Raw genomic sequence first — 12,944 nt, forward strand, 5'->3', positions numbered from 1 at the left:
TTGTTACCAAAAACGGAATTCTGCCCCTGCTCAACATCGGAGGCTTTACACTGAAAAATGTTTCGGCAGGATTTTTTACAGGCGACCTTAAAACCCAGAAAGCAAGCTATCTCGGAGCCGATGTCCTGAAAAGGTTCAACTGGATTTTCGATGCGGAACGGAAAACCGTTTATATCAGGCCCAGCAAATATTTTACGGAAGCTTATTTTAAAATGAATTAAGCCTATTTCCGGAGCACTTCGATCCTGGTGTACCGGAATACTTTTCCGGCTTCGTTTTCTGCTCAGAATGATTCTCTGTTTAAACAGGCAACATCGATATCCGCTAAAATTTCAAAGCCACACTTCCGACGACCTGCCTCGGCATCTGCGGGTATACCGTGGTATAACCGGTCCAGATATTCTCATTGGTTAAATTATTGATCCTTAACGCAAAAGAATAAGAAGGTCTGTCATAAGAAATTTTCGCATTCACTAATGTATAAGCCGGTGAAATAAGGGCCCCGTCCGGATACTGATTCATCACATAGGTTTCCCCTACATAATTGGCGCCTGCTCCGACACTGAAATTTTTAATGAAATTATTTGTATCAAAGTGATAATGAACCCAGATATTAGCCTGGTTTTTTGCTCCTGCGGAAACAGGACGCAGACCATTCACCGAAGAATCGGCTTTCTCGTAAACACTGTCATTGTAAGCATAGCCCAGCATTACATTCAGGTTTTTTGTAACGTTTCCTAAAACCTCCGCTTCAAATCCTGAGCTTTTCTGAGATCCGTCCTGAATATTGAATAAGACATTATTGGGATTCTGCCGTACTTTATCCTCAACGGTTATATTGTAATAGCTGAGAGTGCCGGTGAAGTTCCCATTGAAAAATGCATATTTCACTCCGGTTTCAAACTGATAGGAATGTTCCGGCCTGAAAACATTTCCGATTTCATCAGTACCGCCTACATTGGAAAATCCGGTCTGGTAATTTCCGAATATGGCAATTTTATTCAATACCGGCTGGTAAACGATCCCAAATCTCGGTGAAAATGCACTTTGGTTGTAACCGTCTTTGTATTTATTTGTAGTACCGTCAAAAATTCCTTTTGCATTAAAACGGTCAAATCTTAATCCGGCATTTACCAAAAGATGATCGGTAATATTGAGAACGTCATTAATATACGTACTGTAGATATTGGTAATTCCGCCGAAATCCGTTGTGCCCACCTGTGATGTCTGATATAGCCCGTCGAGCCTGTTTTTTTCAAAGTTGTAATAATTGGCGTTCGGCTCTTTAATATTTACGGTGTCAAAAATATTCTGGAAAGCATAACCGAACAGCGAACCGTATTTGTTGCTCTGGAAGTTTCGCCATGACGACTTAATATTCTGATGGTAATAATCGAGCCCGATCACAATTCTGTTTCTCATGTCCCCAATTTTGAAATCCCCGTTGATATTCTGCTGGATCTGGTGGGAATCGAAGGTATCTTCAAATTTTCTGGACATTCTTGCCATGTAATCAGCACCCGGAGTTCCATAATCAATCCCGGCCAGGTTCCCCGACAGTAATCCTGCAACAACCCCTTTTACCACATTGGGAAGAAGAATCATCCTCGTTTCATACCCGTCATCACTGCCCTGTGTAAATTTAATAGAGGTGATCGATTTCCATTGATTGGAAATTTTGTATTCTACATTTCCATTCAGGTTTAAGATCGAAGCCCGGGAAACCAGGTTTTTATCGTAGTATGAAATTTTTCTGTTTAAATTGAAATCCGCAACATTATTGGTCCCAAAGCCTTCCTGAATAGTAGTGGGCATTTTTGAAACTACCGCACTGATGTAAGCAGGAGAAACACCACCGTTCTTCAGGAGTTCTCCCACATATTGCTTCAGGACTGCCGGCGTAAGTGTAAACATCACATTGGATCCCATTCCCGAAACTTTCTGGGCATTGAATTCAGTATTCAGGTCAATTTTAATTCTGTCGTTCAGCTGATACGAAAAAGAAGGAGCCACAAAAATATTTTGAGTGTAGCCGCCATTATCGGTAAACGTACCCTGGTTGTTGTAGGCGATATTGGTTCTGGAAAGTAAGGTTTTATCTTTGTTCACCGGCAGATTGGCATCAATACCTACCCTTCCAAAATTGAAACCTCCGGCACTCATATCCACAGAAAGGCTTTGTTCTTCATAAGGCTTTTTGGTGACGCGGTTGATGAGTCCGCCATAAGACGTAATGATACTTCCGAACAAGGTGGCTGACGGGCCCTTAATGACTTCGATCTTGGAAACATTCTGAATATCACTTACTGCGGCAATATTATTCGCCAGTCCGTTCAGCACTTTAACCTGAGTCGGGAAACCGCGGCTTGTATATTCTGTTCCGCCATAAATGGTATTCCCGGCCCAGCCTTCGGTTCCTTTGCTGATCCCCGGAGCATTTCTCACCACATCATCCAGATTGTAAATTTTTTGCTGAGTAATCAACCGGCTGGTAATACCTGTGTATACCTGAGAATTTTCCAGGTTTTTAAGAGGAAGCCTACCGACCGTTTCACTTTTATCGGCAATTACAGATTTTGTCCCGATGATTTCCACCTCGTCAATATTTGCGGATTTTATAGAATCAGAGGTTTTCTCTTGTCCGTAACACAACCCGGAAAGCCATACGCAGGGAATCAAAATTTTCTTCATACTTTAGAATTTCCGCAAATATCATTATTTTTATTTTTTCTAAATAAGAATAGTTAATGATATTTGTCATGTCATTTTAAATACGGCTCTGAGTAGATAATATTTGATTTAAATAAAAAAAAACCGTTCAATAACAGTGTTTTAAGTATAAAAAAACCTGACAGATATTACATCTGTCAGGTTTTAATTTATGGTAAAATGAGATTACATCGTCTCCATTTTAAAGCTCATGCTTTCAATTACTTTCAGGATGGCTTCTACCGTATCCATGGAAGTAAGACAAGGAACACCGTTCTCTACAGACATTCTTCTGATCTGGAATCCGTCTCTTTCAGACTGTTTTCCTTTCGTCATGGTGTTGACCACATACTGTACTTTTCCTTTCTGGATCAGATCGATAAGATTTACACTTTCCTCTCCTATTTTGTAGCCTATTTTGCAAGGAATCCCTTTCTCTTCAAAGAATTTCGCCGTTCCTTCCGTTGCCCAGATCCTGAAGCCCACTTCATGGAATCTTGCTGCCAGATCCGCTGCTTCCTGCTTGTGCTTATCGGCTACGGTAAAGAGGATAGAACCGTGCATCGGCACTTTTCTTCCTGCGGCAACCAGTCCTTTGTAAAGGGCTTTTTCCAGCGTAGTATCTTTACCCATTACCTCTCCGGTGGATTTCATTTCAGGGCCTAAGGAGATGTCCACTTTCGTCAGTTTGGAGAAAGAGAATACCGGTACTTTTACAAAGACGCCTTCTTTGTTTGGAACCAATCCGCTTTCATAGCCCAAATCTTTCAGTTTCTGACCTAAGATCGCTTTGGTAGCCAGGTTAGCCATCGGAACATCGGTAATTTTAGACAGGAAAGGAACCGTTCTTGATGAACGCGGGTTCACCTCGATCACATATACATTGCCTTCGAAAAGAACGTACTGGATATTCATTAATCCCACTACATTCAGTCCTTTGGCCAATCTTTTCGTATAATCTACCAATGTATCGATTTCGCTTTGTGAAATGTTCTGTGGCGGATACACCGCGATCGAGTCTCCAGAGTGAACCCCTGCTCTTTCGATATGCTCCATAATTCCCGGAATTACTACGGTCTCACCGTCGCAGATGGCATCTACCTCAACTTCTTTTCCGACCATGTATTTGTCGACCAATACCGGGTGTTCAGGGCTGGCTTCCACTGCATTTTCCATATAGTGTGCCAGTTCTTTTTCCGTATATACGATTTCCATGGCACGTCCTCCCAACACGTAGCTTGGACGAACCAATACCGGGTAACCAATTTCGTTGGCAATTTCGATGGCTTCTTCTTTTGAAACAGAGGTTTTTCCCAACGGCTGAGGAATCTTCATTTCCTGCAGCGCTTTTTCAAATTTATCTCTGTTTTCTGCACGGTCTAAGTCTTCCAGCGTAGTTCCTAAAATCTGAACGCCATGGGAAGCTAATTTATCGGCTAAGTTGATCGCAGTTTGTCCTCCGAACTGTACCACTACCCCTTTCGGCTGTTCAAGCTCGATAATGTTCATCACATCTTCTTCCGTCAGCGGTTCGAAATACAGTTTATCTGAGATCGAGAAGTCGGTAGAAACTGTTTCCGGGTTGTTGTTGATGATAATCGCTTCATACCCCATTTCTTTGATCGCCCACACCGAGTGAACCGTTGCGTAATCAAACTCAACGCCCTGTCCGATTCTGATTGGTCCTGAACCTAAAACGATGATCTTTTCTTTATCGGAAACTATACTTTCGTTTTCCTCTTCGTAGGTTCCGTAGAAATAAGGGGTTTCAGATTCGAATTCCGCAGCGCAGGTATCCACCATTTTGTATACCGGCATTACCCCGTTTTCTTTTCTGAAATTGAATACTTCACGCTCTGTTACGTTCCAGAGAACCGCAATATTGACATCAGCAAAACCTAATTTTTTGGCTTCAATTAATGTTTCTTTATCAAATTTATTTTCAGCGATGGTTTTTTCGAAATCAACCAGCTTTTTCAGTTTCCAGATGAAGAATTTATCGATTTTGCTCCATTCGACAATCTGCTCCCAGTCGTACCCTCTTCTCAAAGCATCCCCGATAATAAACAGTCTTTCATCGTCACACACCCTAATTCTTCTTTCGATTTCTTCTTCTGTAAGCGCCTGGGCCTGTTTTGTTTTTAGTCCCAGGTGCTTAATTCCTGTTTCCAGGGATCGGATGGCTTTCTGTAAAGACTCCTCGAAGTTTCTTCCGATGGCCATTACCTCACCTGTAGCTTTCATCTGGGTGGATAATCTTCTGTCTGCCGTTTCGAATTTATCGAACGGGAATCTCGGGAATTTGGTTACCACATAATCCAGAGCCGGCTCGAAGCACGCGTATGTTTTTCCCGTTACCGGGTTCATGATTTCATCCAGTGTTAAACCTACCGCGATTTTCGCAGCGATCTTCGCAATCGGATATCCAGTTGCTTTGGAAGCTAAAGCTGATGATCGGGAAACCCTCGGGTTTACCTCGATGATATAGTAATTGAAAGAGAGCGGGTCTAAAGCCAGCTGTACGTTACAACCTCCTTCGATTCCCAACGCCCTGATGATTTTCAGGGAAGCATTTCTCAACAATTGGTATTCTCTGTCGGAAAGGGTTTGTGAAGGAGCTACGACGATGGAATCTCCGGTGTGTACCCCAACCGGGTCGATATTCTCCATGTTACACACCACGATCGCATTGTCGTTGGCATCACGCATTACCTCGTATTCGATTTCTTTGAAACCGGCGATGGACTTTTCGATCAGACACTGCGTTACCGGGCTGTGTTTTAATCCCAATTCTGCAATTTCTTTCAGTTCCGTTTCGTTGGAAGCAATTCCGCCTCCTGTTCCTCCCATCGTAAAGGCAGGACGAACGATTACCGGATAGCCGATGTTATCTGCAAAGGCCAAAGCACCCTGTACGGTATTTACGATATCAGACTCAGGTACCGGCTCATTCAGTTCTCTCATCAGCTCACGGAACAGGTCTCTGTCTTCCGCTCTGTTGATCGCTGAAAGCTTGGTTCCCAATACTTCCACTTTACATTCTTCAAGGATCCCTGATTTCTCAAGCTCAACCGCCATGTTCAGTCCGGTCTGCCCTCCCAGTGTCGGTAGCAACGCATCCGGGCGTTCTTTTCTGATGATGTGACTTACAAACTGAAGAGAGATCGGCTCGATGTAAACCTTATCTGCAATTTCAACATCCGTCATGATCGTTGCCGGGTTGGAATTGATAAGGATTACCTTATAACCTTCTTCTTTCAGAGAAAGACATGCCTGTGTTCCTGCATAATCGAATTCTGCTGCCTGACCGATGATGATGGGTCCTGAACCGATTACCAAAATTGTTTTTATATCTGTACGTTTTGCCATTTTAATTTTTTGTTTTTTCCGTCACGGAAGTTATCCGTATTCATTGTTGTTTTGCACGGTTTTGGCCGTGGTTATTGTTGTTGAACCATTTCATGGTTCGGTTTATACATTATTCCATCAATATTTACCGATGAAATCTGTGTATGTTACGGATTGTTAAACCGGTACACTTTTAAATTCGTTCATCATATCGATGAAATCATCAAACAGATAATTTGCATCTTCCGGACCAGGGCTTGCTTCCGGGTGGTACTGTACGGAGAAACAAGGGTGAATCTTATGTCTCAGCCCTTCATTGGTTCTGTCGTTCAGTGCGATATGCGTCTCGATAAGGTCCGTGTCTTTTAAACTTTCCTGATCTACGGCATATCCGTGATTCTGGGAAGTGATGGCCACTTTGTTTTTCTCTACATCCAGCACCGGGTGATTTCCTCCACGGTGTCCGAATTTCAGCTTAAATGTTTTTGCGCCGCAAGCCAGACCGATCAGCTGGTGTCCTAAGCAGATCCCGAAGATCGGCACTTTCCCTAAGATTCCGCGGATCATTTCCAGGGCCTGCTGGTTGTCTTCCGGGTCGCCGGGACCGTTGGATAACATAACGCCGTCCGGATTCATCAGCAGGATCTCTTCTGCCGTTACATCCTGGGAAACGACAGTAATATCGCAGTTTCTCTGAGAGAGTTCACGGATGATTCCCAGTTTGGAACCGAAATCCACCAATACTACTTTTAAGCCTCTTCCCGGATTAGCGTACGGTGTCTTGGTAGATACCGTTTCCACCTGGTTGGTCGGGAACGTGGTTGATTTTAGTTCTGCAACCACCGTGCTTTCGTCGGCATCGGCATTTACAATTTTTCCTTTTACAACGCCGTGGTTACGAAGCACTCTGGTAAGCCTTCTGGTATCGATGCCGGAAATTCCCGAAAGATTTTTCTTTTTAAACAGCTCATCCAAGGTGATCTGTGTACGGAAATTAGACGGAAAATTGCAGAGTTCTTTCACGATCAGCCCTTTAATGGCCGGCTCGATGCTTTCATAATCATCACGGTTAATACCATAATTACCGATAAGCGGATACGTCATGCAGACGATCTGTCCGCAGTAGGAAGGGTCGGAAATAAGTTCCTGATACCCTGTCATTCCGGTATTGAAAACCACTTCTCCTGCCGTTTCCAATGCTGCTCCGAAACCTTTTCCATGAAACACTTCACCGGACTCCAGTATTAATTTTTTCTTCATTTTAAACTTTTATCTCTTATTATTTTATTTTGTACAATGTCGGTTGTAAGATTGTAAAATGTACGGTACTTAAATTAGTTTTGTTTACGATGTACATTTTTACTTTATACGTTTTACAATTATTTGAAGGTATACCCTTCTTTTTCCAAAGCTTCTTTTAAAATCGCCATTCTCGCAAAAACACCATTCTGCATCTGCCTGAAAACCCTTGAACGTTCGCATTCCACAAGATCCGTGTCGATTTCCACGCCGCGGTTGATCGGTGCCGGGTGCATGATGATTGCATCTTTTTTCATGGCTTTCTCCCTTTCCTTCGTCAATCCGTATTTTCTGTGGTATTCCGAAGCCGAGAAGCTCATTTTGGCGTCGTGTCTTTCGTGCTGGATTCTCAACAACATCAAAACGTCCACTTCGTGAATCAGTTCGTCAACGCTCAGGTAAGTTCCGTTGATCAGCGCTCCTTCATCGAACCACTGTTCCGGGCCGGAGAAATACACCTTTGCGCCTAATCTTCTCAACGCTTCGGCGTTGGAATTGGCCACCCTGCTGTGTTTTACATCGCCCACGATTCCTACTTTCAGGCCTTCAAATTTTCCGAATTCCTGGTAGATCGTCATCAGGTCCAGCATACACTGGGACGGGTGGTTTCCGGTACCGTCTCCACCGTTGATCACTGGAATTTTAATGTTTTTCAGTTCATCAAAATAACGGTCTTTCTTATCTCGAATCACGACCAGGTTTACGCCCAGGCTTTCGATTGTTTTTACCGTATCGTATAAACTTTCCCCCTTGTTTACGGAACTGTTCGAGGCGTCGAACGGCACCACCTGCAGACCTAATTTTCTTTCGGCAATATCAAAACTTGTTTTGGTTCTGGTGCTGTCTTCAAAAAAAAGGTTGGAACAGAAAACCTCGCCTTCTATCTTGGCAGTCTTCCCTTCTGCAAAAGCCAAAGCTTCCTGTACTATTCGGTTGATTCTCTCGGTACTCAGTTCTGTAATCGTAAACATAATATTCTAAAATTTTTACAAAAAAAAAGCGAAGAAAATATCTTCGCTTAAAATAAATAAATATCGTAAAGGGCGTCTACGCCCGGTAATTCTAATGATATAAATACTGTGTTATTCATTAGGTGCAAAGATACAACAATTCTTCAAAATGACAAAACAGAATGTAATTGTTTTTTTTATTTTAGAATAGAAAGTATTTTACCATCTACTAACGAACGAGCCTGATCCCCGTAAACTGCCATTGCAGCTGCGCATGAAAAAAATTACGGTAGGTATTCCTGCTGTGTCCTTCCGGAGTTGCGATAGAAGCACCGCGCAAAACCATTTGATTGACCATAAATTTTCCGTTATATTCTCCTACGGCTCCGGCTACTTTTTTGAATCCCGGATATGGCAGATAAGCACTTCCGGTCCATTCCCAGCACTTTCCCCAGTCGAAATGTTCCGACGCCACTTCCCATTCGGCTTCTGTGGGCAAACGCATTCCTTTCCAGGAAGCAAAGGCTGAAGCTTCGTAGAAATTAATGTGGGTAACCGCTTCTTCAGCATCTACTTCAATCAATCCTTTTAAGGTGTATTGCATCCATTTTCCATCAACGAAATGCCAATATAACGGAGCTTTTGCCTGGTTTTCTTTTACCCAGTCCCAGCCTTCCGCATGCCAGTAACGAAAATCGGAATAGCCGCCATCCTCAATGAATTTAAGATATTCGGCATTGGTTACGAGGCTGGAAGAGATTTCAAAATCATTCAGATATACTTTATGACGGTTCAGTTCGTTGTCAAAACAAAAGCTATCGCCTTCAAATCCTATTTCATAAACCCCTTCCGGAAAAGAAATCATCCCTGATTTCCGGATTCCCATCTTTTCCAAATCGTTATGTTCATCATAAGCCGGAAATAAAGGATTATGGCCTAATATAAATTTTATGTCGGTCAGGAGCAGTTCCTGATGCTGCTGTTCATGATTTAAGCCCAACTCAAACAGTTTGCTGAGATCTTCGGACAGGTGATGTTTAGCCAGGAAATTATTCATTTGTTCATCCACATATTCCCGGTACTGATAAATATCCGATACGGATGGACGGCTTAAATTTCCCCGGTCTGTACGGATCACCCTTGCTCCTATGGTTTCATAATAGCTATTGAATACAAAATTATACTGCGGATCGAAAACTTCGTATCCTTCAAAATTCGGAATCAAAATAAAGGTTTCAAAAAACCAGGTGGTATGCCCCAAATGCCATTTTGGCGGACTGACGTCAACCACCGGCTGAACGACATAATCTTCAATAGCAAGCGGCTTACAGATCTCAACGGACCGGTTTCTGATTTTTGTATAATTTTCCAGCAGTACTTTTTCCCTAGATAGAATATTTTGTTCGACCATAATTTTCACCTTATTATATTATACAACTTTCCAGATCGCATCAATAAACCAGCCTTTAGGATCTGCAATATACTTAACCGGCTGAAATCCGTTTTTTAAAGCCATACCATCAGTTTCTTCAGGAGCATATTTCTGCGAGATTTCCATATAAATGGCTTCATTCTCTTTAAAATCAATAAATTGGTTCCCAATTCTCACATGTTGCTCTTCCAGGCTGATAAGATAGCTTCTGCATGCTCCCGAAAGCGGGTCATACGTCTGATAATGTTTGAACTTACTGATATCGAAACGGGCATCAAGCTCGCTGTTGATTCTTTCCAAGAGATTAAGATTAAAAGCTGCGGTGATTCCTGCCTTGTCATTATAAGCGGAAAGAATAATGTCCGGATCTTTTTTCAGATCAAAACCGATCAGAAGAATATCTCCCGGATTTAGTTTTTTGCGTAATTCGCTGCAGAACTGATAAGCTTCCTCCACTTCCATATTCCCAATGTTTCCGCCTAAGAACAAGATAACTTTTCTTCGAGACGAAATGCTGTTGGCTTTATCGAGCATTTCAAAATATTCACCATTCAGACCGATCAGATCAAGAGTAGGAATTTCCTTTGAAAGACGCTCCTGAAGAACGGAAATGATGTTTCCGGAAATGTCGATCGGCATATACGTAAAATCAGCTTTCCAGTCGACAAGATATTCAAGAAGATGCGATGATTTTGTAGCATCTCCCGCACCCAGTTCAACCAAATCAAACGGTGTATCAAATGCTTTGATTGCCTGAGCGATTTCTTCTTTTTTATCGGTAAAAATTTCCAGTTCGCAACCGGTAAGATAATATTCCGGCATGTTCATGATCTGCTGGAAAAGAACATCGCCTTTCTGATCGTAAAAATACTTGGAAAACAGATGTTTGGGATTATCTTTCAGTCCGTGAATAACTTCTTTTTCGAACTTCTGATGGGCTTCGTAATCTGCACAGGAAATGGTTTCCATATTTATATTCTGGTCCATAGGAATGGGATTTTGGTAGACATTTTACTGCAATTATTCTGCCATTGGAAAATGCCGCGACAATTATAATCTGAACATTTATTAATACGGTTTTTGAGCTTCTCACTTTAAAATCTTAAAAACATTTTTTATAAAATCGTATATTTACGGCTCAAATGCGACGATATGGATTTAAAAGACAGGATGATTCTCAGTATAATTCAGGAAGACTCAACTTTATCAGTGAAAGAAATTTCAGAAAGAATAGGCCTTACCTTCACTCCAACTTATGAACGGATCAAGCAACTGGAAAAGAACGGAATCATTGAGAAATACGTCGGCCTTTTAAACCGTGAGAAACTGGGACTTAATATTGTAGTATACTGCAACGTAAGGCTTAAGGAACAGTCGAAAAAGGTTCTGGAAACCTTCGAGAAAAATATCATGCAGCACGATGAAGTCCAGGAAATAATCAGCCTTTCCGGCGAATACGATTATATGCTGAAAATTATTGCCAAAGACATCAATTCTTACAACGCCTTTACAGTGAACGTGATTTCAAATATCCCGAATATTGGGCAATACCACAGCTCGATTGTGCTTCATGAAGTGAAGAAGTCTACGAAGTTTAAGATTGATCTGGATTAATTAAACGCAAAGTTTTAAATAAACTTTGCGTTAAAAGAAATCAGAATCGATTTTAGATCTTTGTTATAAATTATCCCAGCAGTTTATTTTTCACTTTATTAAATTGATATTCAATCTTATCCAGACATAAATTCCCAATGCTTCCTTGGTGGGTATGCTCCAGGTTTTCAATTTTAAAATCGAATGCATTGTTTTCGATCTCGTGCCCCACTTTTACATAAGCATCCCGGAATGTACTGCCGTTTTTCACTTCCTCATTGATTTTCTCTACACTAAAGAGGTATTTATACTTTTCATCCTCTAAAATGCCATCTTTTACCTGAATATTGGGCAAGGTATAATTTAAAATTTCCAGGCACTCTTTCAACGAATCAATCGCAGGGAAAAGGATTTCCTTCGTCAACTGCATATCGCGGTGGTAGCCGGACGGAAGATTGTTCGTCAGCAAAATAAACTCATTCGGCAACGACTGGATTCTGTTGCACCGCGCGCGGACCAGCTCGAAGATGTCCGGGTTTTTCTTGTGTGGCATGATGCTGCTTCCTGTTGTAAATTCTTTCGGAAAGCTGATGAAATCGAAGTTCTGGCTCAGGTACAAACAGACATCGTATGAAAATTTCCCTAAGGTTCCTGCCAGGGTCGCCATCGCCATCGCGAGCAGCTTCTCCGATTTTCCACGGGTCATCTGGGCATAGACCGAATTGTAGTTCATCGATTGGAAGCCCAGATTATAGGTAGTGCTTTCCCGGTCGATCGGAAATGAGGAACCGTAACCGGCTGCCGAACCCAACGGATTTTTATTAATGATATTTTTAACGGAAAACAGCATTTCCATATCATCCAGCAGCGCTTCCGCATACGCGCCGAACCATAATCCGAAGGAGGAAGGCATCGCGATCTGCAAATGAGTATAGCCCGGAAGCAGCACCTTTTTATGTTGTTCCGCCAGTTGGATCAACAGCTGGAAAAACTCATCCGTAAGTGCCGTGATTTCCCGGATTTCATCCAGAAGATACAGTTTGATATCCAGTAAAACCTGATCATTCCGCGATCGCGCCGTGTGAATTTTCTTTCCGACATCACCTAATTTTTCTATTAAAATCGATTCGACCTGGGAATGAATGTCCTCCGCATTTTTATCGATTTCAAAATTTCCGTTTTCTATGCTTTCTAAAATTTCCGCTAAGACAGACAGCATTTGTTCCGATTCTTCATCAGAGATAATGCCGACTTCCGCCAGCATTTTGCAGTGTGCCATAGAACCTTTAACATCGTATTTTGCCAGACGCTCGTCGAAATAGAGGTCTTTGCCGACCGTAAAAGTATTGACTAATATATTAGTGGCATTGTTGTCTTTCTGCCATATTTTTTTCATAAGTTTCTATTTTGTTGGAAGATGGAAATAAGGTTTAAAGGTTTTCAAACTTCGATTATACCATTTTTCTATATTCCGGATATTACTATTGATGCTAATTTTCTTTTGTCTTAAAACAAAAGAAACAAAAATTCAAGACTGGAAGCTCCGTCTAAAAATTTAAATTAAATCCTAAAATTCCCAAACTCGCACGAATCTGCATTGGTTCTTCAGGGTT

Annotated in this window: 8 protein-coding genes; 1 reads left to right on the top strand and 7 read right to left on the bottom strand. The window is 41.8% G+C overall.

All coding sequences use genetic code 11. The features are described from left to right. Positions 1–324: 324 nt before the first annotated feature. The 6 genes from QE422_RS14540 to QE422_RS14565 form a co-directional block, all read right to left on the bottom strand. Positions 325–2,691: a TonB-dependent siderophore receptor gene (locus QE422_RS14540; protein ID WP_307459827.1), complete on the bottom strand. Its 2,367-nt coding sequence runs from the start codon at positions 2,689–2,691 to the stop codon at positions 325–327. A gap of 204 nt (positions 2,692–2,895) precedes the next feature. Then, positions 2,896–6,078, bottom strand: coding sequence for a carbamoyl-phosphate synthase large subunit (gene carB / locus QE422_RS14545; RefSeq protein ID WP_307459830.1), 3,183 nt, complete (start codon positions 6,076–6,078; stop codon positions 2,896–2,898). Between the two features lie 156 nt (positions 6,079–6,234). Beyond that, positions 6,235–7,317, bottom strand: a complete 1,083-nt coding sequence (locus QE422_RS14550) for a carbamoyl phosphate synthase small subunit (RefSeq protein WP_307459835.1) — start codon at positions 7,315–7,317, stop codon at positions 6,235–6,237. 119 nt (positions 7,318–7,436) lie between these two features. Beyond that, positions 7,437–8,327 carry an aspartate carbamoyltransferase catalytic subunit gene (locus tag QE422_RS14555; protein ID WP_307459839.1) on the bottom strand — a complete coding sequence of 297 codons (891 nt, stop codon included), beginning with the start codon at positions 8,325–8,327 and terminating at the stop codon, positions 7,437–7,439. Between the two features lie 208 nt (positions 8,328–8,535). Then, positions 8,536–9,717 carry an ergothioneine biosynthesis protein EgtB gene (egtB, locus tag QE422_RS14560; RefSeq protein WP_307459841.1) on the bottom strand — a complete coding sequence of 394 codons (1,182 nt, stop codon included), beginning with the start codon at positions 9,715–9,717 and terminating at the stop codon, positions 8,536–8,538. Between the two features lie 18 nt (positions 9,718–9,735). Further along, positions 9,736–10,725: an L-histidine N(alpha)-methyltransferase gene (locus QE422_RS14565; RefSeq protein ID WP_307459845.1), complete on the bottom strand. Its 990-nt coding sequence runs from the start codon at positions 10,723–10,725 to the stop codon at positions 9,736–9,738. A gap of 165 nt (positions 10,726–10,890) precedes the next feature. Between QE422_RS14565 and QE422_RS14570 the strand changes: the two genes are divergently transcribed. After that, positions 10,891–11,352, top strand: coding sequence for an Lrp/AsnC family transcriptional regulator (locus QE422_RS14570; protein WP_307459846.1), 462 nt, complete (start codon positions 10,891–10,893; stop codon positions 11,350–11,352). A gap of 70 nt (positions 11,353–11,422) precedes the next feature. Here the strand turns inward: QE422_RS14570 and argH are convergent, their stop codons facing one another. Continuing rightward, positions 11,423–12,727 (bottom strand): argininosuccinate lyase, encoded by a 1,305-nt coding sequence (gene argH, locus QE422_RS14575; RefSeq protein ID WP_307459847.1) that lies wholly within the window; start codon positions 12,725–12,727, stop codon positions 11,423–11,425. Positions 12,728–12,944: the final 217 nt, after the last annotated feature.

It is taken from the genome of Chryseobacterium sp. SORGH_AS_0447, from assembly GCF_030818695.1.
Taxonomy (GTDB): domain Bacteria; phylum Bacteroidota; class Bacteroidia; order Flavobacteriales; family Weeksellaceae; genus Chryseobacterium.

Coding starts and splice junctions, on each gene's coding strand:
- QE422_RS14540 (WP_307459827.1), bottom strand. CDS start 2,691: ATGAAGAAAATTTTGATTCCCTGCGTATGGCTTTCCGGGTTGTGTTAC.
- argH (WP_307459847.1), bottom strand. CDS start 12,727: ATGAAAAAAATATGGCAGAAAGACAACAATGCCACTAATATATTAGTC.
- QE422_RS14565 (WP_307459845.1), bottom strand. CDS start 10,725: ATGGACCAGAATATAAATATGGAAACCATTTCCTGTGCAGATTACGAA.
- egtB (WP_307459841.1), bottom strand. CDS start 9,717: ATGGTCGAACAAAATATTCTATCTAGGGAAAAAGTACTGCTGGAAAAT.
- QE422_RS14555 (WP_307459839.1), bottom strand. CDS start 8,327: ATGTTTACGATTACAGAACTGAGTACCGAGAGAATCAACCGAATAGTA.
- QE422_RS14570 (WP_307459846.1), top strand. CDS start 10,891: ATGGATTTAAAAGACAGGATGATTCTCAGTATAATTCAGGAAGACTCA.
- QE422_RS14550 (WP_307459835.1), bottom strand. CDS start 7,317: ATGAAGAAAAAATTAATACTGGAGTCCGGTGAAGTGTTTCATGGAAAA.
- carB (WP_307459830.1), bottom strand. CDS start 6,078: ATGGCAAAACGTACAGATATAAAAACAATTTTGGTAATCGGTTCAGGA.